The organism is Paenarthrobacter sp. 10N417 (assembly GCF_056394745.1).
The window spans coordinates 70,882-90,632 of record NZ_JBFTIL010000001.1; the positions used below are offsets into that span (position 1 = coordinate 70,882).

Annotated in this window: 17 protein-coding genes; 7 read left to right on the top strand and 10 right to left on the bottom strand. The window is 59.8% G+C overall.

The genetic code is table 11. The features are described 5' to 3' along the window. Positions 1-65: 65 nt before the first annotated feature. Entirely contained in the window at positions 66-809 is a 744-nt protein-coding gene (locus AC1DCM_RS00320) for an SDR family oxidoreductase (RefSeq protein ID WP_477516959.1), read from the bottom strand. A 12-nt stretch (positions 810-821) separates the two neighbouring features. After that, entirely contained in the window at positions 822-1,931 is a 1,110-nt protein-coding gene (locus tag AC1DCM_RS00325; RefSeq protein WP_477516960.1) for an NADH:flavin oxidoreductase/NADH oxidase, read from the bottom strand. 144 nt (positions 1,932-2,075) lie between these two features. On the opposite strand from AC1DCM_RS00325, the gene AC1DCM_RS00330 reads away from it, so the two are divergent. Continuing rightward, on the top strand, positions 2,076-2,441 hold the full coding sequence (locus AC1DCM_RS00330) for an ArsR/SmtB family transcription factor (RefSeq protein WP_477516961.1): 366 nt from the start codon (positions 2,076-2,078) through the stop codon (positions 2,439-2,441). Positions 2,442-2,540: 99 nt separating this feature from the next. Here AC1DCM_RS00330 and AC1DCM_RS00335 read toward each other — a convergent pair whose 3' ends face one another. Then, on the bottom strand, positions 2,541-3,257 hold the full coding sequence (locus tag AC1DCM_RS00335; RefSeq protein ID WP_442017911.1) for a GntR family transcriptional regulator: 717 nt from the start codon (positions 3,255-3,257) through the stop codon (positions 2,541-2,543). 290 nt (positions 3,258-3,547) lie between these two features. On the opposite strand from AC1DCM_RS00335, the gene AC1DCM_RS00340 reads away from it, so the two are divergent. From AC1DCM_RS00340 to AC1DCM_RS00355, 4 genes are all read left to right on the top strand, one after another. After that, positions 3,548-5,152, top strand: coding sequence for a sugar ABC transporter ATP-binding protein (locus tag AC1DCM_RS00340; protein WP_431114733.1), 1,605 nt, complete (start codon positions 3,548-3,550; stop codon positions 5,150-5,152). Continuing rightward, a complete protein-coding gene (locus tag AC1DCM_RS00345; RefSeq protein ID WP_431114732.1) occupies positions 5,149-6,141 on the top strand; it encodes an ABC transporter permease in 993 nt (330 codons plus the stop codon). The genes AC1DCM_RS00340 and AC1DCM_RS00345 overlap by 4 nt, the downstream gene beginning before the upstream one ends. Beyond that, entirely contained in the window at positions 6,138-7,157 is a 1,020-nt protein-coding gene (locus AC1DCM_RS00350) for an ABC transporter permease (RefSeq protein WP_431114731.1), read from the top strand. The genes AC1DCM_RS00345 and AC1DCM_RS00350 overlap by 4 nt, the downstream gene beginning before the upstream one ends. A gap of 88 nt (positions 7,158-7,245) precedes the next feature. Next, entirely contained in the window at positions 7,246-7,710 is a 465-nt protein-coding gene (locus AC1DCM_RS00355) for a carboxymuconolactone decarboxylase family protein (protein ID WP_477516962.1), read from the top strand. A gap of 335 nt (positions 7,711-8,045) precedes the next feature. Here AC1DCM_RS00355 and AC1DCM_RS00360 read toward each other — a convergent pair whose 3' ends face one another. The 3 genes from AC1DCM_RS00360 to AC1DCM_RS00370 form a co-directional block, all read right to left on the bottom strand. Continuing rightward, positions 8,046-9,209: an iron-containing alcohol dehydrogenase gene (locus AC1DCM_RS00360; protein WP_477516963.1), complete on the bottom strand. Its 1,164-nt coding sequence runs from the start codon at positions 9,207-9,209 to the stop codon at positions 8,046-8,048. A 122-nt stretch (positions 9,210-9,331) separates the two neighbouring features. Next, on the bottom strand, positions 9,332-10,891 hold the full coding sequence (locus AC1DCM_RS00365; RefSeq protein ID WP_431114728.1) for an FAD-binding protein: 1,560 nt from the start codon (positions 10,889-10,891) through the stop codon (positions 9,332-9,334). A gap of 125 nt (positions 10,892-11,016) precedes the next feature. Continuing rightward, the gene (locus tag AC1DCM_RS00370; protein WP_431114727.1) at positions 11,017-12,276 is read right to left on the bottom strand and encodes an ABC transporter substrate-binding protein; all 1,260 of its coding nucleotides are present in this window, start codon (positions 12,274-12,276) and stop codon (positions 11,017-11,019) included. A 239-nt stretch (positions 12,277-12,515) separates the two neighbouring features. On the opposite strand from AC1DCM_RS00370, the gene ahlD reads away from it, so the two are divergent. Both ahlD and AC1DCM_RS00380 read left to right on the top strand, forming a co-directional pair. Then, on the top strand, positions 12,516-13,334 hold the full coding sequence (gene ahlD / locus AC1DCM_RS00375) for an N-acyl homoserine lactonase AhlD (RefSeq protein WP_477516072.1): 819 nt from the start codon (positions 12,516-12,518) through the stop codon (positions 13,332-13,334). Next, positions 13,331-13,723 carry an FmdB family zinc ribbon protein gene (locus tag AC1DCM_RS00380; protein WP_477516071.1) on the top strand — a complete coding sequence of 131 codons (393 nt, stop codon included), beginning with the start codon at positions 13,331-13,333 and terminating at the stop codon, positions 13,721-13,723. The genes ahlD and AC1DCM_RS00380 overlap by 4 nt, the downstream gene beginning before the upstream one ends. A gap of 2,018 nt (positions 13,724-15,741) precedes the next feature. Here AC1DCM_RS00380 and AC1DCM_RS00385 read toward each other — a convergent pair. The 4 genes from AC1DCM_RS00385 to AC1DCM_RS00400 form a co-directional block, all read right to left on the bottom strand. Further along, the gene (locus AC1DCM_RS00385) at positions 15,742-17,196 is read right to left on the bottom strand and encodes an NAD-dependent succinate-semialdehyde dehydrogenase (RefSeq protein ID WP_476900910.1); all 1,455 of its coding nucleotides are present in this window, start codon (positions 17,194-17,196) and stop codon (positions 15,742-15,744) included. Positions 17,197-17,284: 88 nt separating this feature from the next. Beyond that, complete coding sequence (locus AC1DCM_RS00390; protein ID WP_477516964.1) at positions 17,285-18,019, bottom strand: SDR family NAD(P)-dependent oxidoreductase; 735 nt, start codon at positions 18,017-18,019, stop codon at positions 17,285-17,287. A gap of 88 nt (positions 18,020-18,107) precedes the next feature. After that, positions 18,108-19,214: an alanine racemase gene (locus AC1DCM_RS00395; protein WP_476900908.1), complete on the bottom strand. Its 1,107-nt coding sequence runs from the start codon at positions 19,212-19,214 to the stop codon at positions 18,108-18,110. Between the two features lie 24 nt (positions 19,215-19,238). After that, positions 19,239-19,751 (bottom strand): RidA family protein, encoded by a 513-nt coding sequence (locus AC1DCM_RS00400; protein WP_476900907.1) that lies wholly within the window; start codon positions 19,749-19,751, stop codon positions 19,239-19,241.

Consider the following 19,751-nt stretch of genomic DNA (forward strand, 5'->3'; position numbering starts at 1 on the left):
CACCAGCGATACTGACTGTACCGGGAAGCGACCGGCCCAAGGAACGGTCCTTTCCCGGTCTGATGTCACCAATTCTGGCGGGTTGGGGAGATCACCAAATCGTTGACGGTGGCATTTGCTGGTTGGTTTAGGACATAAACCACGGCGTCGGCCACGGCCTCCGGGGTAATAGCCAGTGCATTGAGCTCCTTGGCCGCTGCTCGTCCCGCAGGGTCGCCCACCTTGTCCGCCCACCCGGTGTCTATGACTCCGGGGCTGATAGTGCTGGCCTGAATACCGTGTTGTACTCCCAGTTCCTTGCGCATGCTTTCGGTGATGGCTCGTACGAAGAACTTGGTTGCGCTGTATACGCCGGCAGATTCACCAATCTGATGACCCGCCACTGACGCCATGTTCAAGATGTAGCCCGATTGACGCTCCAGCATGATTGGCAGGACGGCCTGGATACCGTTGAGATACCCCCGGATGTTCGTATCGATCATCCGGCCCCAGTCGTTCACAGCCAGATCTTTCCAAGCGGAAAATAGCATTAGCCCTGCGTTGTTGACCAAGATGTCTATGCCGCCGAAGGTCTCGACGGCATACAGGGCCAGACCCTCCATATCTGCAGAATCCGTAACGTCGGCGACACGCGCTGCCGCGGTTCCCCCAGAGGCACGAATCTCCCCGACGAGGGCGTCGAGGCGGTTCTGGTCCCGGGCAGCGAGCACCAGTTTCGCGCCATGTGCTGCCAGTGCCTTGGCTGCTGCGGCACCGATGCCCGATGACGCGCCGGTGACAATGATGGTCTTGTTGAACAAGTGATTCATGGAGAGACCTTCCTACTTCTTACGACGTTGTACGGCGTAGCCATATTGTGCGGGCCACTGGGGTTCGATGCCGAGCTCACTGGCAGCCTGCTGCGGCCAGTACGGGTTGCGGAGCAGCTCGCGGCCCAGGAATACGGCATCTGCCTGTCCAGCCGTCAAAATGTCCTCAGCCTGGTGGGCATCGGTAATAAGACCGACAGCACCGGTAGCAATTCCAGCTTGGTCGCGTGCTTTCGCCGCAAAGGGAACCTGATAGTTGGGACCGACCGGAATCTTGGCGTCCCGAACAATGCCTCCGCTGGAAACGTCAAGGAAGTCAACCCCGTGAGCCTGTAGTTCTTTGGCCAGACGGACGGTGTCGTCGGCGGTCCAACCCTCGCGGGGATCATCGTCGTTCTCGCTTAGCCAGTCGGTGGCTGAGGTACGGAAGAAGACGGGGAGGTCCTGAGGCCAGACTGCCCTGACGGCGTCCACTACCTCGAGCGCAAAACGCATCCTGTTTTCGAAGCTTCCACCATAGGCATCCGTGCGTTTGTTGGACGCCGGAGACAAGAAGGAGTGGATCAGGTATCCGTGAGCGCCGTGGACTTCGACAACCTCAAACCCAGCTTTGAGAGCCCGCTTCGCGGATTCGGCGAAATCGGTGACAAGCTGCTTGATTTCGGCGACGGACAGCTCCGTTGGCTGAGACAGTCCTTGGAAGGCTTCCGGGCTGGGGCCGACCGCAGTCCAGCCGCCGTCGCGTTCGCCCAAGTACCCATCAGAAATCCAGGGCTTGTCAACGGACGCCTTTCGCCCCGCATGCGCTAACTGGATAGCGGGCACCGACCCAAAAGAACGGATTGCTGCCGCGATGCGAGCAAAAGACTCTTGCTGTTTGTCATTCCACAGCCCCAGATCCCAGTGGCTGATGCGCCCATCGGGCCTCACACCGGTTGCTTCGACCATGACCAGGCCGGCACCGCCTGCCGCACGACTGGCCAAGTGGGTCAAATGGAAATCCGTGGGGACGCCGGTTTCCGGGCCCTCGGCAGCGGCCGAGTACATGCACATCGGGGACATCCAAACCCGGTTCGGAATTGTTAGATCCCGCAGCTTAAGTGGAGCGAAAAGGCTACTCAAGGAAATCTCCTTCTTGGTTCTGTGTGGAGGACGACGGCCAGCGTTGTGCACGAGCCGACCCAAGTACGATAAGCCTCGTAGTATGTCGGTTGTCAAACTACGATGAGTGTCGTACCTTTGATGTTGACCAACGAAAGGGGCACCATGCGCTCTGCCGCAGCTACATCTGAGGCGCGACTATTGGATCACCCCGAGCCTGAAGAGATTCGACTCGAGGCAGTTCTACACGCACTGTCGGATCCCATTCGCCTGAAAATTGTCGGCGACCTGGCCATGGGGCACGACGACATGGCATGCATCRCATTTGAGCTGCCCGTGAGCAAATCCACGTCGACGCACCACTTCCGCGTGCTTCGGGAGGCTGGCGTCATTCAACAGCATTACCGGGGGACATCCCGGATCAGCAAACTACGCAACGACGACCTTCAGGCGAGATTCCCGGGACTGCTGGATGCCGTACTACTGTCGTCGGCGGACGCGTCAACGACGACGGAACGCACCGGGGATTGACTTTCCGGACGGACATTCGGGTATTGAGGTGAGCGACTGAAAGGCCTACCACTACTCCCCCACTGCAGCGAAGCGGGAAGTGACAATGCCCAGATCGAACTAATTTGCCCCCACGGCAGTGTGCCCGTGGGGCGCACTTTCGGCATCATTCGTGAAACTGGCAAGCGCAATGTCACCGGCGTTCTTAACGTGGGCACGGCACAGCCTGCTGGCTTCATCCGCATCTCGGCTACGGACCGCCCGAACGATCTCGTCCAACTCAGCCACCGTCTGGTCAAATCGACCCGGAGAGGACAGGGTCATCCTGCGCAGCATGGTTACACGGTTGTTCAACTGCTGGAGCATCTGCGCGAGTACGTGGTTTCCGGACCCAGCCAAGAGAACCTCATAGAAGCCGTTCTTCGCCTGGAGTACGTTTATCTGATTGGACGCAATGTCCGACTCGTGGAGAGTTCGAACAGAGGCGGCGAGCTTGTCGATTTCGGCGTCTGACGCCTTAATCGTGAAGCAATATGCGAGGTGCCCTTCAATGAGCCCCCGGGCCTCATAAATTTCACGGGCATCTTCCTCGGTGATCACCGCAACTGACGGGCCCTTGTGGACCACGTTGGTTATCAGCCCTTCGGCCTCCAATTGCTTCAGCGCTTCCCTCAGGAGAGTACGACTAACACCGAGCCTGTCGCAGAGGTCCCGTTCTATAAGCTTTTGCCCGGGTGTGAAGGCGCCGTACAAGATAGCGTCCCGCAGCGTGTTTTCGGCTAGTTTCCGCAGCGACATGTCGTCGCGCTGCAGCCTCAAACCCAGTGGTGACTCCATGACAACCTCCCCTCCCCGTCGTGAATATGCCTTGACCTAGGGTACTACGGGCAGGGCCAGACCGGCCATAATGACTGGCGATCCGATTGTCCGACACGCCACCCCCCCGAGAAGGCGGACGAAACCGCGCCAAAAGTCTATTGCCCTGACACTCTCCCACTCCTATACTCATCCAAAGAAACTGTTTTGTATGACAAAAATGCATTGGGACAATCGTACTCAGCAGTTTTGGTGTGATCTGCACTTCCCGAGGAGGGGATGGAGCAGATACCGACCGTAAGGACAAAGTAATGGTCAATGAAGACCTGAACCTCGATTCGGCCCCGAGAGCAATGGCGGCCGAAAATCACGAGACAGCTGTAGCAATCCAGGACGTGAAGAAGTCCTTCGGGGAGACACAGGCCCTGCGAGGAGCCAGCTTCTCCGCGCGTGCTGGGGAAATCCACGCGATTGTCGGTGAGAACGGCAGCGGGAAGAGCACGCTGGCGAAAATCATGTCCGGCATCGTTCTCCCCGACGAGGGATCCGTGGACATCCATGGTCACCACGTGTCGAGTCCCGCCGAGGCACTCAAGACAGGCGTCGCGACCGTGTTCCAGGAAGTCCTCGTCGCAGAAGGCGCCAGTATTTCGGACAACGTTTTCATCGGATCGCAGGGCGTATGGCGCTCCCGCATGTCCAGGAGCGAGCAGCACCGACGTGCAACCGATGTGCTGGAGCAGCTTATGGGCCATCCCGTCGACGCCTCGGCATTGGTGGAAACCCTGAGTCTGGCAGACCGGCAATGGGTCACCATTGCGCGCGCCCTTGTCCGTTCCCCGAGAGTAGTGATCTTCGATGAGTCCACGGCGGCACTCGACCTATCGGGGGCCGCACGGCTTTACGCCCAAATGGAGAGGCTCCGTTCCGACGGTGTCTGCGTCGTGATTGTTACTCACCGTATCGCTGAGCTCACGACTTTCGCCGACAGTGCAACTGTTCTGCGCGACGGAATCGACGTCGGGATCCTCAGAGGCAGCGAGATCACCGAATCCCGTCTCATTGAACTCATGACCGGCGTCAAGGAGCGGAACGGCCTGGCAACTCAATCGCGCAGGCTCTCCAAGGGCGGAACGGCAGACATCGTCCTTCAAGCCGCCGGTCTCGTGGCAACGCAGGGAGCACGGCCTTCGGACTTTGTGCTGCATAGTGGGGAGATCGTCGGCTTTGCCGGGCTGGATGGTCAAGGTCAGGCTGAGTTCCTCCAAACCCTCACGGGCGTTCGACAGGCGATCAACGGCGAAGTTACCGCCGTTGCCAGGACCGGCGCGGAGCACCCAATCAGCAACCTGGCAGGGGCTATAGCAGCGAACGTCTCCTATATTTCAGGCGATCGACGCAAGGAGGGGATTTTCCCAAACCTCAGCATTTTCGAGAATTTCGGAATGCCGTTGTACCGTCATCACCGCCGTGCCGGCGTCATCGACAGGACGGCCATCTCCGCGCGCTTTGATGACATGTCCAAAACCCTGAAGCTACGGGCAGGCGCATCGTCGAATCCCATCACCTCCCTCAGCGGCGGTAATCAACAAAAGGTCCTCATCGGTCGGGAACTGGCTCAAGATCCGCAGGTTGTTGCCCTCAACGATCCCGCACGGGGAGTCGACATCAGCACAAAGCGTGAACTGTATGCCCAGTTGGAACATCTCGCCTTGGAAGGAGCCGGAATCATTTATCTCTCTACTGAGATCGATGAACTCATCGGGCTCTGCGACCGTGTGGCTGTTTTCCGCGACGGCGCACTCCTTGGTTGGGTGACCGGCGACAACATCACCTCCGACCGCGTTCTTGCCGGAATGTTCGGTCACCTTGAAGCAGACTTCGACGTCGAGAAAGCACTGGTGGAGCAGCAATGAAACAACAAAGCCGATTCGGCAGATTCACCAGCAAATCTGCCTACGCATTCGCCGCGTGGGGTTTGCTTGCCGTCCTTCTCATCGTGTGCGCAGTACGCGCGCCTTACCTCTTCACCGCCAGCGGAATCGGAGGGCTGCTGGTCTCGGCCGTACCTCTGATCCTTGTGGTGATGGGAATTACCGTCACGGCCCTGGTGGGCAGCGGTGTCGATCTGTCCGCTGGTCCGCTGATGATCTTCGTCAATGTCACCCTCGTCAAAGTCCTCTTCGACCAACAGATAGGGTCACCCGTTGCTGTCATCGCGTGGGCACTTAGCATTGGAGTCTTGATACAAATCATCCAGGCCGTCGTCATTACGGTCGCCCGCATCGAACCTGTGATCGTGACTCTGAGTGCATTCCTGGCATTGTCCGGGATCAACCTGGTTATTCTGGCACAGCCTGGCGGACAAGCTCCGAGGTGGCTCGCTGAATGGGGGTCCGGCAGGTCGATACTCGCCCCAATGACGATCGTTCTGATCACGGCAATATTGGGTTGGTGGGCATTCACCAGGACCCAACTGTTCACGAATCTAAGGCTCGTCGGGTCGAACCAGCGCACCGCGTTTGTCAGCGGCGTACCCGTAACAATGATCCGCGTCGTCGCTCACGGTATTTCCGGGTTGCTGATTGGTGCGGGTGGCCTGGCCTACACCGGTCAGATAGCGTCGGGAAACCCCACCCAAGGAGGCACCTACACACTCGCAGCGATCACGGCCCTGGTGCTTGGAGGTATCAGCCTTGCGGGTGGCCGCGGCGGCGTATTGGGCTCCATTCCCGGGGCCATCGCCGTCACGCTTATCTCATTCACGCTGACCACGTTCTCACTGGGGTCATTGGCTTCATTCGTTGTGCAGCTCTCGTACGGCCTCATCCTGGTTGCAGCACTCCTGATCAGCGTGATAATTCCATCACTGTGGCGCAAGCGCCAGGAGGTAAAAGCATCATGACCACCGTCAAAGCGCAACAACGCACCATCCGGGTACCGCTGCTGTCCAAGGCCTCAGGGCAAAAGAACGTCATCCTCGGGCTCATCATGCTGGCGGCTTTACTTGCCGTCGGCGCCGCCACAGTACAAGGTTTCCTCTCCGGCTCGAATGTTCGCTCCATGCTGCTACTCGGCGCATTCCTTGGCCTGGCATCGGTTGGGCAGACTCTCTGCGCGTTGCTCGGCGGGCTTGACCTCTCCATTCCCTACTTGATTGGTTCGGCCAACATCGGGACCCTCTACATGATCAGCTCTGGCGTACCGGCCGGCATGGCGATCGCGATAACTCTTGTTCTCGGCATCGTTATCGGAACGATAAACGGCCTCATAAGTCTCCATCTCCAGAATCAAGCTCTCATCGTGACGCTGGGTGTTGGATTCGCCACGGTAGGGGCAACACAGGTTCTCACCAGCGCAGGCGCATCGAATGCCGGGGGCACGAGCGGAGTGGTACCTGATTGGCTCGCCAACATTTCCTCACTGAGCGGAGAAACGTTGGGTCTCCCTGTACCTCCAGTCATCCTCATCTGGCTTGTTCTCGCCGCTGCCCTGATCTTCATCATGCGTTCAACATGGTTTGGTCGGAGCACATACGCCTTGGGTGGAAACCGCTCAGCCGCACGGCTCATGCTCATCTCCGAACCGCGCCGGTGGGTCACTGTCTACGCGCTCAGCGGCCTCTTCTCAGGAGCCACAGGAATACTCCTGCTCGGCTTCACTGGTGGAGCGTTCGTGCGTGTGGGCGATCCCTACCTGTTCCTCACCGTGGCCGCAGTTGCCGTGGGCGGAACCTCGTTGCTTGGCGGCAGGGGAGGATATGGCAGCACTCTGGTCGGCGTGCTCGTCCTTATCGCCCTGACCTCGCTCTTGGTGGGCTACGGATTGAACAACAACGCACAACAATTTGTACTCGGCCTACTGATCGTGCCTCTCGTCGGCTTCTACGCGCGCAATCCCCACATCAGACAGCAAATCTAAATCCCGATATCCCCATCAACTGTCTGCCCAAGGGAACTCCGGCAGTGGCGCCGCTCCCCGGGACCGACTGAATACATGAAGGACCGAAATGACTAACCAGTATGAAGCAGACGAACACAGCGAACTATGGAATGACGGAATTAAGGTACGCCGGGAGGTTCTCGGGGATTCATACGTCACTGGTTCCCTCGAGCGCACAGCCGGAACCGAAAGTGAAGCCCTGCAGACCCACATCACCGAAACAGTGTGGGGTGCCGTGTGGACACGACCCGGCCTTGACCGTCGAAGCCGTAGCCTCCTCAATATCGGTATGCTGGTCGCGCTCAACCAGCACCACGAACTTTCTGTGCATGTCCGGGGCGGCCTAAGGAACGGTTTGAAACCGAGCGAGATCGTAGAGTCAATCGTCCAGGCCACCGCCTATTGCGGCGCACCTGCGGGGCTCGCAGCGATGCGCGTCGTCCAGGAAACGCTCAATGAAGTTGCCCGCTCCGCCGGCGCCAACGAAGTCACAGCCGCCGATGCTGACGCCGACGAGATGAAGGCTATATAAGGCCCCCACGATGACATGATCGCCTGAGTTGGAAAATGCGCTCAAGCCCGGCTGGGAACCCCGTCGGGCTTTTGCGTGTCCCCTGCGCGATTCACGACGAGTCCCCAAGTTCCTTGGCACTGCGGCGGATTGTGCCAAAGCCGCGGCTATCCAACGGACAGTCTGGCCGTATTTCGGCTGATACAGCCCTCCCTGTCGACGTTAAAGACGTCCGTCGCCGCGGCCCCAATTATTTGGGTGTCGCGACGACCGACGGGAACCGCTGATTGCGAGCTTGGGCATCTGCTGCGCTGCACGAAAGAGAACCACGTGTTCTCCGCTTTGTATGCCGCTCGCTAATACGCCTTCTGTAAGAGCTCCCTAACATCATCGGCTGACACCGGTCGCGGTGCTTGACGAATGACGGCTTCCGCCTCGCCCATCGTCGCGCGAACAACGTTCTCCAACGCCTCCGGGCTCAGGCCAAATTCACGGATTTGCCGCGRCACGCCCAGCTTGTCGAAGAGTAGCTCCAGCTCTTCAGGAGCTGACATCGCGTTCGTTGCTCCTCTTGCCGCTGCCATGGCGGTCGCCATAATGGCCTGTTGGCTTGCGGTCGCTCCAGCGTAGAATCGCATAACGTGCGGCAGCGTAATGCAGGACGTTACGCCGTGAGGAACACCGGCCGCACCCAGCTGGTGGCCTATGGCATGGGATAACCCCACTGGTACGTTGTGAACTCCGACCAGTGACATCCAGGCCGCCTGCTGGCAGCGCAGAGCCGCTTCGTAGTCATGAGGGTCAGACGCCGTCAGGGGAAGATCCTCGGCCAGGGTGCGGAGAGCAGCAGTGCACAGCGCGGTAGTGACCGGGTGCGCATTCGTGGCATAAGCAATTTCGATCGCATGATCGATGGCCCTTACACCGGTTGTGATCCACAATTTCCTGGGAGTTAAGGCACACAGCTCCGGATCCAGCACAACAATCCTTGGTGTAAGGGCGAGGTATCTGGTGAGTTCCTTGGTGTTGGTCGTGTCGTCGACAAAGGCGGCAACGCCATTCCACTCTGCCGCCGATAGGGTTGTCGGCACCCCTATGACAGGAAGCGGGACACCCTGCAGCTCCGGCAGCCCGTGGGAAATGCTGTAGCGCAAGAAGTCCTGCTCCGAATGAATACCCTCCCCCACTCCCAAGGCGGTGAGCTTTGCCGCGTCAACAGCAGAGCCTCCGCCGACGCCTATCACGACGTCGGCATGTGCGTTCCGAGCAATCTCCACAAGCTCAGCCAGTCGCTTGACTGGGTTATGGGCCTCGACCCTGCTGTAAACCTCTACGGCTCTGGCTCCCAGCGCGCTGACGAGCTCCTCGAATGGTTGGGTGGCGCTGATTGACTTACCTGTTATGAGAAGAGCGCGTTTAAGTCCTCGCCGCTCGAGTTCGGCAGGAATTTGCTGGATTGCACCACCGCCCTCGATGACTCGTTCGATACGCGGCATGTCGAAGACACGTGGTTGACTCATTCTTCCTCCCAAAGGGAGTGGCACGCCCCGTTCCCGAGGCGTGCCAACTCCTGTTATCTAGTTTTATGCCCGGATGGGGACTTGGCGAGGTAACCCCGCGGCAGGCCTCTCACCTGCATCAGCTACCGCCTGCTTCCGGCTGCCTCAGCAGCCTTCGACGCAGCTTCGGACTCCGGCACTGCGGGGATGGCCGAGCCTTGGCTGTCTGCCGCCTCAGCCGCACGGCTGGCGAGTGGAGTCGCCGGTCCCGAAACGGAGGCGTCGCCTGATTCCAGCTCGTTCAGGTAGCCCACAGCGTTCGCTCCTGCGACTCGGCCAAAGGTCATGGAGCGAATTGAGGACGTCGCCGGCGGGTACTCGTGGTAGAACAATCCCGTGATTTCGCCCGCTGCGTAAAGGCCTGGGATCGGCACTCCCCCGCCGGAGATAACCCGCGCCTCGGTGTCTGTTTTGAGCCCACCAAAGGTGAACGTGATCCTAGCCTCAAGCGGGTATCCGTAGTATGGCCCGGATTCGATCCGATTCGCCCAATTGGACTTTGGCGGGACGAGACCTTGGGTGCTCAACCCGTCAAGGATTTCGGGTTGGAATGGTCCGCCGGTGGTAGCGGCGTTGAATTCCTGAACGGTCGCTTCGAGTGCTTCCGGGCTGAGGCCCAGCTTGCCTGCCAGTTCAGCCAGTGTCGCGCCTTCCTCAGGCTCCAAATCGGTGGTCTCATAGACCCAGCCTGGACGCATGCGTTCCATGACTGGCTTATCAGTGATGAAGTAGGCCTTCTGGTTCTGGTTTTTCCAGACTTCGTATGCCAGCAGTTCGAAGTGGGCAAACAGGTAGTCTTCGCCCTCGTCGAAGAAGCGCTTGCCCTGTTGGTTGACACAGATGCCGTAGTTGTGGCCCCAAATTACAGAGTCAGGGCGACTGGTCCGGGAGTCGACGACCTCCGAGTGGAACATGTCGAACTGTCCAGCGGTGTCGGCCCCGATGTCCATGGCCATGCGGATACCTGCGCCCTTATTGCGGTGCAGCCCTGGAACGATTGGCTTAATGTCGACAGCGTTGTTGCCAAGGTACTGAGTCAACATTTCGGGATTGCCCTCGAACCCACCCGATGCAATGATGACGGCCTTCGAGCTGAGCGTTCGAAGAAGCCCGTCCTTACCGCGGACCACTACGCCGTTAACACGCCCTTCATCCGAGATGCTGAGCTTCACCGCCTCGGTTTCATAGAGGATTTCGGAATTATCGAACTTCTTGAAATGCGCCAGGAGGTTATTGACGATTTGAAGGCCGCCTCCGACCGGCCATTTGATGCTCTTGTCCGTTTCGTATTCAAGAGCGACATCGTTTTCCCAGTGCTGGTACAGCTCGACCCCGTGGGCTTCCAGGTACTTGATGGTTCCAGGGACTTCGCGCTCGAGTGCCAGGCAGTATTCCAAGTCAGCCAGCCCCTTGGAAGTTTCCTGCACTCGGTCCTTCCAAGATTCGTCGAGCCTGCCGTCTTCGTAGACGCGAAGCCAAGCCATGGTCCAGCGGGACCCTCCAGAACGTTCGTCTTCTGCTCCAACTTCGACCAGTGCTACGCGGCCGGAACGACCTTCGTCGGCTGCTTTTTCGCAGTAGCTCAGAGCCGCGGAGGCCCCGGCAAAACCGCTACCAATTACGACCAGATCATACTCAGACATTTCTCGTATTCTCCATCCATCATCTTTGATGTCTGTCAGCGCATCTGACAGCTTCTTGGTTTTGTTTCTTTGGTAACTATCGCTTCCGGTGATCAGCTATCTCGGGAGCGGAGCATGCCCGACTTCTACGGCTTCTTCCAGGCAAAGGGATCACTTGGCTTCTCGAAGAAAGCATCAAGCTTGGTGCCGGTAAGCCACCCATCCTTAGGTTCCAGCCAGCCATCGGCGTTAGGATCACAGTTGGACCCGAGGGCCTCCTTGGCTTCGTCGTAACTTATGGGCGACACGCTTAGAACAATGGATTGAATTTTCGGCCCCTGCTGCTGAAGGATCCGGACTGCGGTCTCGATGCCAAGTTCCATCTCACCCTTGGGCGGCCAAATATTGTAGCCAGTGTCAGCGAATTCCGGATGGTTCACCCAATAGCACGCAGCTCCTGTTTCGCCACCGATGTTAATCGGAACCACGGGACGGCCAGACTGCTGCAGTGCCTGCAAGGCACCGGTAGCGGAGGCAGGCTGAGCGACGATGCCGTCGAGCTGGCCTGGGTGGGTCGCTAGGAACTTCTGCACCTCGGTCTTTGTCACCGGCGCTGACCACATCCCGTTTACAGAGCCTACAAGCTTAACCTCGGGGTATTCCTTCAGCGCATCCTGAACCCCGGCTTCGAAATCGATGGCATTTGTGGCTCCCGGCACACCTTGAACATCCAGGACGTTGCCCTTGCCACCGATCTTGTCGAAGACTGACTTCGCAAAGACGCTTCCGGCCTGACGGTAGTTGGTCACAGCACTGACGGTGTAAGGCGAATCCACATGCCCACTCCATGCAACGAAAGGTACTCCCTTTTCATGAGCGTACTCAATGGACTGGTTCAAGGCGGTTTTTGCTGAGCAGCAAGCGATCAGGATGTCGGCGCCTTGGTCTACGAGTTGCCGGATCTGCTGGTTTTGCACCGTGTCGTCGCCCCCTGATTGGGCGACGATCACCTCTTTGATGAGGCCAGCCTTCTGGTACCGCGGAACTACATCCTTCATCAGGTGGTCCATGGCCGTTGTCTGCCAGGAATTGCCCGCGTAGGGACTTGTATAGCCAATGGTCCATGGTGCAGGCCCCTTGGGCTGCCATGATTCACCGTAGGGCGTTTTTCCGGTCAACGCGTCAGCATTCTGGTAAGCGGTCTGTGCATCAGGCGGAAGGGATGACAATGCTGACTCGGAAGACGTTGAAGTCCCAGAACCACCCGCCGGACCAAAGTCATTACCCCCGCCGCCACAGGCAGTGAGCGCCAAGACCGATGCCACGGCAAATGCCCACCCCGCACGCCTGACCAGTTTCTTCCCGCTGCCGGGAGAAGAAACGCAATCGTGGTCTTCTTTGACCATTCTGAACTCCTTATAAGTTGGCTGACAGCCACTTCAACGTCAGCCGGCGACGGATACGCACCAACTCGTTTGTATGAAGAACGAATGTATGACAATCATAACGAGCTGTTCCATGAGTATAGGTATGAGGCAGGTCACGCGCAATAGCTTTTGTGTGCAAGTGCCAGTCTTGATGATCGGCCGATCGTCTGACAGTATGGCGATCTACTGCTGTGACCTTGATTAGGGAATGGAGTGCGATGACAGATCAGTTGAAGGTCCGTGTTCTGGAGACCGGGGTGATGGAAGCCGACATGGCGTGGCTCCTGTTGAAGCCAGGAAGGATCATCGCGGACCGCAACAATAAGGAGCGTCAGCGTGAGTGGGGCGAAATCCCAACGCATGCAGTCCTGATTGAACACCCCGAAGGACGCATTCTCTGGGACACCGGCGTCCCCCGTGATTGGAGTTCGCGCTGGCAAGAGAGCGGCATGGACAATTTCTTTCCGGTCAAGACTGATGCATCCAGCGCATCTGGTTTCCTGGACTCTTCGCTCGCACAAGTCGGCCTTGAACCCTCGAACATAGACTTACTCATCCTTTCCCACCTGCATCTTGATCACGCAGGTAACGCGCGGCTCTTCGACAACGGCAAGACCAAGATCGTCGCGAACCGTAAGGAACTGGAGGGAGTCAAGGAAATAATGGGCTCGCACCTGGGAGGACACCTAAAAGCGGACTTCGAAGGTCTCAACATCGATGCCATCGAGGGCGATACGGAAATTGTCCCTGGGGTTTCCGTCATAGACACCCCCGGCCACACTTGGGGAACAATGTCGCTTCAGGTCGACCTGGCGGAGGACGGGACCAAGATCTTTACCTCGGACGCAGTCTACTTGCGGGACTCCTTCGGCCCACCAGCAGTTGGTGCCGCCGTTGTGTGGAACAACCTCCTCTGGCTTGAATCAGTAGAGAAGCTGCGGCGAATACAAGAGCGGACGAACGCCGAAATGATTTTCGGGCACGAGTCCGAGCAGACGAGCCAGATACGGTGGGCACAGCAAGGGCATTACCAGTGATTCTCTATGACTTCCGTTGCGCCAATGGACACGATTTTGAAGCTGGCCTCACGTCGATGTTTGCCAACGATCCCGCCTGCCCCATCTGCTCTTCTGCAGCCAAAAGGAGACCTCCACGTGTAGGCCTGAGTGGTCGAGTCGATCCTGGGCCATCAAAAGAGGACCGCCCCCGCAGCTGGCAACAGGTGAACGGCGGAGACCCGGAGACTGTCCGCGCATGGCAACGAAGCATCGAGAAAAGAGAAAAACTCGAAGAGCGCTACACCGAACTTGCTGGAGACAATCGGCCGGTGCTGGCGCACGAGGGGATCTTCGCCCGCCAACCCCTCAGAGCTGGAGACGACATCAGCGTGACAGTGGCACAGACTGCAAAGTCGGCGGAACCATAAGCAGGGATAATCCCCCGCGCTCCTTCACCCCGAGGTGCCTCACAGCGCTCTGTACTTTCCAGCGGCGGCGCAGTTGGCGACAGCATTCGATCCTGCATCCACGTCTGCGCCTTTCCCGGCCAGGTGGCGAGCCAGCGTGAGGCCCCTTTTTTTCTCACAAGTGCTGTGGCCCAAGCCGTCACCGTCCCCATCGCCCAATCAAAAAGAACTTGGTGAGCACCGAATCGGATATCTGCAGCGCGATTCGAGCGCTCATGGAGGGCGCCCCATCGTCGACCTCCTAAGCCATTGGCGATGCGGGCAGTCGAACAATTCAGCTGTGCACAGCATCCACAGGACCTCCGATCGCACAAGCGGTCGGACACGAGGGCCTAATGTCCTGATAGACACGAGCCTTCAGGGACTTCCGACGAAGATTCCCCTACATCATGTTGTGTTTCGCGGGCCTACCCATGAAGACGTGTAGGCCAACCACGACCTACCGGACGCACCAAAGAGAGGATCGCATAAACCCAGTTCAGAGCAAGCGGAGGGTCAACCCGCCAATACCCTGAGCCCGCTCCCCCGTAACTGAACAGGCCAACCGGCGGCCAGGCACCAGCCGGCACCACATCAGAGGCTCCTGTCAACAGCTGTCAACACGTTAAAGCAAAAACCCCCTCTGACGAGGGGGTATGCCGTGCCCGAGGTGGGACTCGAAGGCGATTCCTGGCCTTGGAAACACTGGGAAGTGGCGGAAACAAGCGGAATCGGGGCCAGTCCGACGGCAGTACCGGCCAGTCCGGGGTGGAAAGTGTGGACATTGTTCACACTTCTTTTTTGCTCGATCGCCACCGACGAAAAGGGGACCCAAGCTGCTCTGCACAGTCGGAGCGGCACCAGCAAAAGGGGAGCCGCCACACACTGGAGATCGCCTGCTAAGGCTCAGCCTTTTAGCCCGCTTGGAGCCTCCTGCCGGGATGAGGCGGCGGCCCCTGGGGCACGACTCACACCCATCCGTCGAACGAACCAAAATCCGACCACACCCTACCCGGCAGAACGATGAAACATCCAACACGACGGCGGCACCTCCTTCCTTGTTAACATGGCGGAGAAGACCACGAGCATCATGACAAGACCTTCCGACCGACCCGACGACAGAACATCGGTATCGGCCAGCAAGTGGGACGAGTAGAAAGACGGAAGAGAACCCGTCTCGGCATGCTTTTGCGCGTTTTCCCATGTCAGGGGCCCCAAGAAGACTCTGCACCTTCGCAGCACTTCATCGAACACCCACGACCAATCACCTTGGACTCGCAAACATTTTTTCTACCCTGCGTAGAATTGATACGTGCGCAGACACCCTACCCTCCTGGGAGGTCCGCGGCGTCCCGGGAGGAACCCGGCGCCGATGCGCCACTGCTCCGTGCATCAGGGCTATTGGCCGCTGATTACTCACACTCGTTGGAGGAGAGGGGGACGGTCCCACGCACCCGCTGGGGCTAGGCACAACCGTCCGGCCGAGCCAGCCCGATGAGCGTGTGGTCACCCCGGATGGTCAGCAATGCAGCCTTCACAGCTTTAGAAAGGCCACTTCCGGTGCAGTAGACTCTGCCGGGTTTGAACGCGAAAAGAACCATTTGGAGGAATACCTACGGTTCCGAATAGCGGATTCCGACAGGTGTCCGCCCCGATCTGCATCAAGCAAGTATCCCTATCAAGTTCCGGATGTGAGCTCCGGGCAACCCAGGCTTTGGCCTGACGGGAACGAAGTTGGTGTAGCTCGAGGCGGCCTGACGAGGCCACCCCTATGCACCCACTTCAGACGGCTCATCTCGGCCTGCCGTGACATTCCACGGGTGGGCATCAACCGTTTTGGGACGCCGAGGATCTTGAACCGCTATCTCGTTGGGTCCTCGCGCCATCCACGGTTCCGCTGGTCGGCCTTTCGCATTTCGATGGGCAGCCGTAAAAGCCTCTTCCACTCCGCGAAATCGTCCATGGTTTCTCTAGCGTTTGGGCGGACATGACCAGTCAGGTCAGAGTTGGATGCCGGTGTATTTGGTTTCCTGGTAGGCCTCGAGGCCTTCGATTCCCCCTTCGCGCCCGAGGCCTGATTGTTTGGTCCCGCCGAAGGGTGCGGCCGGGTTGCTGATGAGTCCGCGGTTGATTCCTGTCATGCCGGCATCAATCGCGTCGGCGACGCGCAGTGCCCGCCCAAGGTCCTGAGTGAAGATGTAGGAGGCCAGGCCATAAGGGGTGGCGTTCGCTTCGACGATGGCTTCTTCTTCGGTGTCGAAGGTGTAGATGGCTGCGACGGGGCCGAAGATTTCTTCTTCCCTGATGTTGGCGTTGGTTGGAATGTTGGTCAGGACGGTGGGTTGGTAGTAGTAGCCGGGGCCGTCGATGACCTGGCCGCCGGTGAGGCAGGTTGCTCCCTTGGCGACGGCGTCGGTGACGAGGTTGTGGACGGTTGCGCGTTGCTTGTCATCGATCAGTGGTCCTAGGCCGGTGCTGGGTTCGTGGCCGTTGCCTACGTTGACGGCGGCGAGGCGTTCCGTGAAGCGTTTGGTGAACTCGGGCGCGATGCCGGCCTGGACATAGATCCGGTTGGCTGCGACGCAGGACTGGCCGCCATTGCGGAGCTTGGCGAGGTAGGCGCCTTCGATGGCGGTATCGAGGTCGGCGTCGTCGAAAACAATCAATGGCGCGTTCCCGCCGAGTTCCATGGAGGTGTTCATGACGTTCTGCGCGGCTTGGGCCAGGAGTACCCGGCCGACTTCGGTGGAGCCGGTGAAGGAGATCTTTCGGGTCCGTTCGTCGCTCATGATGCCGCCGATCAGATCCCGGGAGTTGCTCGTCGCGACGACGTTCATCACACCGGCGGGCACGCCTGCTTCCTGGAGGACCTGGGCGAGTAGCAGGGACGTCAGTGGGGTCTGGGCGGCAGGCTTGAGGATGGTGGTGCAGCCGGCGGCCAAGGCCGGTGCGATCTTGCGGGCGCCCATGGCAAGGGGGAAGTTCCATGGGGTGATCAGCAGGGAGGGGCCCACCGGGCGTTTGGACACTGCCATGTGGTAGTTGGAGCCCGGTTCGACGCCGAACTGGCCTTCGGTGTGGATACGTCCGGCGGATTCTGCGAACCAGCGGAAGAAACCTGCGCCGTAGTCGACTTCGGATTGGGCTTCGGCCCAGGGCTTGCCCATCTCATCCACGATCAGGCGGGCGAAATCGTCGCGGCGGGCGATGATGCCCTGATAGGTGCGGGCGAGGATGTCCGCGCGTTCCCTTGCCGGTGTTGCTGCCCACGCGTCCTGGGCCGCGCAGGCGGCGTCCAGGGCCGCCACTCCGTCCTGGATAGAGCCGTCGGAGACGTGCGCGATCGCTTCGCCGGTGGCGGGGTTGATGACCGGCAGCATGGCTCCTGTGCCGGATCGTCTCCATTCCCCGCCGATGAACAGCCGGGTTTCGGTGAGGTTCAGGGCAGTACTCATGGGCGTTGCTCCAGTTTCAGACTTTGTTGGGAAGGGGGCGGGACCCGGCGGTGGACCGGGCCCCGCTGTTTTTGTGGATCATGCGCTGCTAGAAGGCGGTGTATCCGCCGTCTACCGGGAGCGTCGCTCCGGTGATGTAGGACGCTTCCTTGGATGCGAGGAAGAGGATGGCGTCGGCGACTTCTTTGGGCGTGGCAAGGCGTTGGAGTGGGATCTGGCCTTCGCGTTGCCGACGGTAGGCCTCGGGGTCGTCCCTGCGCTGGATTGAGGCTTCGATGATTGGGGTAGCGGTCAGGCCTGGAGCGACGACGTTGACGCGGATGTTCCGTGAGGCCCACTCGATGGCCGCGCCCTTCGCCAGCATGATCAGGCCCCCCTTGGCCGCGGAGTACAGGACTTGATCTGCCATGCCGACCATCCCGAGCCGTGAGCTGACGAGCACGAACGAACCTCCGGCGGCTGGCATCAGCGGCGCGAAGTGCTTCATCATCAGGAACGAGCTCAGCAGGTTGCTGTGCAGCACGTTCTTGGCATCCTCATAAGCCATTTCCGTGAGCGGTCCGGTGACCTGCAGGCCGTGGTTGAGGACGACTACGTCAACGGTGCCGAAGGATTCGGCGGCCTGCCGGGCGAGGCTTTCGACGAATGCTTCGTCGTTAAGGTCGCCAGGCACGTACAGGTCCTCATCTTGGGCACTGCCGAGTTGCGCCCGTCGGCCGGTCAGCAGCAGGCGGGCGCCTTCCCCCCGGAAACGTGAGCTCACTGCCTCGCCGATTCCGCTGCTGGCGCCGGTCACCACGGCGGTGGTCTTGTCTAGTCTCAAGTCGGTCACTCCATTGTGTGAGGTTGGTTGTTTGGGATGAGGACTGGGGAATGCCGGGGGACGAATGTTCAGTCCCCCGGCACTCCAGTCAGTTGAGGAATCCGCGGGCGTCCACCGGCCACCGTTCCAGTGACGTTCCGGTGCTGTCGGTGACGATGTACTCCTCGAAATTGACCACCACCGGGCACACGTGGTTTGGCACCACGGGAAGCACGGTCCCGACGCGGGGGCGGAATCCGTCCCCGGGCAGGGGAAGGAAGCCGTGGTACTCGTTGAGCTTGGACAATACGGCCGTAGTGCCCGCAATGCCGCCGTACCCGATCTCGGGGCTGCCTTCTCGGCCGAGGGCTTTGGTTCCGATATCCAAAAGAACCTGATCGGGGACCCAGTCGCTGACCACTGTGCCAGCGAGGAACAGCGCGATCTGGTCCTCAGTGCAGGCACCAAGCCTGGTGTTGTTGAGGTCGTTGAAGACGTACTCGCCGGGCCGGATCTCGGTGATGACGCTGTTGGTGGCGAATTCCACGGTGGGTGTGGAGCCGGCGCTGACCACCTCCGGTGTCACGCCAACTGCGCTGAGGCTCCGTACGGCGGTGATGAGTGCGGCGTCCTGGTCCTCCGCGGCTCGCTTGCGGGCGTCCGGTCCGGCACTGCCGTGGCCGGGATAGGTGAAGACACCGGCCGGGATCAGGCCACGCTTGCGGGCTGCGAGGGCGAGGTCACCGGCAGCCTCGGGAGCGGCCCCGGACCGTCGGGCACCGCAATCGACCTCGATCACTACCTGCAGCAGCTCCGCTTCTGATCCCATCGCGTCGGCCAGGGCATCGATCGAGGCGATATTGTCGACGCCGACCCGGAGCCTGGTTGTCTCAGCGAGCTTGCGGATCCGCGGGCCCTTGGTTCCAGCCGGCCAGATCGGATAGGCGATGAAGATGTTGTCGAACCCGGCAGCGGCGAAGACCTCTGCCTCGCCGACGTTGCCTGCGGTGATTCCGACGGCACCTGCTTTGAGCTGGCGCCGGCCGATTTCCACGCATTTGTGGGTTTTGACGTGTGGCCTGACTTCGAGGTTCTGCTGGATTGCGAAGGCCTGCATCCGGTCGATGTTGTCCTGCATCACGTCGGACAGCACGATGGGTGAGGGCGTGTCGATCCGACCGATGAGTGTCCCTAGAGCTTGCTGAATGCGGTTCACGCTGTGCTCCTTATTGTTCATGCCCTATGCCTCCGTGCAGACCATCTGGATCTCGACCGGGCTCCTACGCGGCAGTCCGGCGACACCGATCGCAGTACGGGCGTGCCGTCCGTTCTCGCCCAGCACCCCGATGAGCAAGTCACTGGCTGCATTGGCCACCTGCGACTGCAGGCCGAAGTCCGGAGTGCTGGCCACAAAGACGAGCATCTGTACGATGCGGACCTTGTCCAGATCCCCCACCGCTTGGACGGCGGCAGCGAGTGCGTTAAGCGCGGCGTGGCGGGCCAGCTCCTGCGCTGTTTCAAGCTCCACGTCGCGGCCGACGATCCCGGTGCCCAGGAGCTCGCCGTCTTTGTACGGCAGTTGGCCTGAGATGTGAATGCTGGAGTCCATCGAGCGGTGGTGAAGGTAGTACGGGTTGTCAGCGAGTCTGGGCAACTCCAAACCCAGAGCCTGAAGCCGGTGTGATGGCGAGCCGGACACGCCGTTGGCGACCAGCCCGATTCGAGTATCAGTGGGGGCGAAGGGAAGGCTCAT

What these genes read in the sequence shown, in the direction of transcription:
- AC1DCM_RS00320 (WP_477516959.1), bottom strand. Translation starts at nt 809, where the DNA reads ATGAATCACTTGTTCAACAAGACCATCATTGTCACCGGCGCGTCATCG.
- AC1DCM_RS00335 (WP_442017911.1), bottom strand. Translation starts at nt 3,257, where the DNA reads ATGGAGTCACCACTGGGTTTGAGGCTGCAGCGCGACGACATGTCGCTG.
- AC1DCM_RS00340 (WP_431114733.1), top strand. Translation starts at nt 3,548, where the DNA reads ATGGTCAATGAAGACCTGAACCTCGATTCGGCCCCGAGAGCAATGGCG.
- AC1DCM_RS00345 (WP_431114732.1), top strand. Translation starts at nt 5,149, where the DNA reads ATGAAACAACAAAGCCGATTCGGCAGATTCACCAGCAAATCTGCCTAC.
- AC1DCM_RS00350 (WP_431114731.1), top strand. Translation starts at nt 6,138, where the DNA reads ATGACCACCGTCAAAGCGCAACAACGCACCATCCGGGTACCGCTGCTG.
- AC1DCM_RS00355 (WP_477516962.1), top strand. Translation starts at nt 7,246, where the DNA reads ATGACTAACCAGTATGAAGCAGACGAACACAGCGAACTATGGAATGAC.
- AC1DCM_RS00365 (WP_431114728.1), bottom strand. Translation starts at nt 10,891, where the DNA reads ATGTCTGAGTATGATCTGGTCGTAATTGGTAGCGGTTTTGCCGGGGCC.
- AC1DCM_RS00370 (WP_431114727.1), bottom strand. Translation starts at nt 12,276, where the DNA reads ATGGTCAAAGAAGACCACGATTGCGTTTCTTCTCCCGGCAGCGGGAAG.
- ahlD (WP_477516072.1), top strand. Translation starts at nt 12,516, where the DNA reads ATGACAGATCAGTTGAAGGTCCGTGTTCTGGAGACCGGGGTGATGGAA.
- AC1DCM_RS00385 (WP_476900910.1), bottom strand. Translation starts at nt 17,196, where the DNA reads ATGAGTACTGCCCTGAACCTCACCGAAACCCGGCTGTTCATCGGCGGG.
- AC1DCM_RS00400 (WP_476900907.1), bottom strand. Translation starts at nt 19,751, where the DNA reads ATGAGCCTTCCCTTCGCCCCCACTGATACTCGAATCGGGCTGGTCGCC.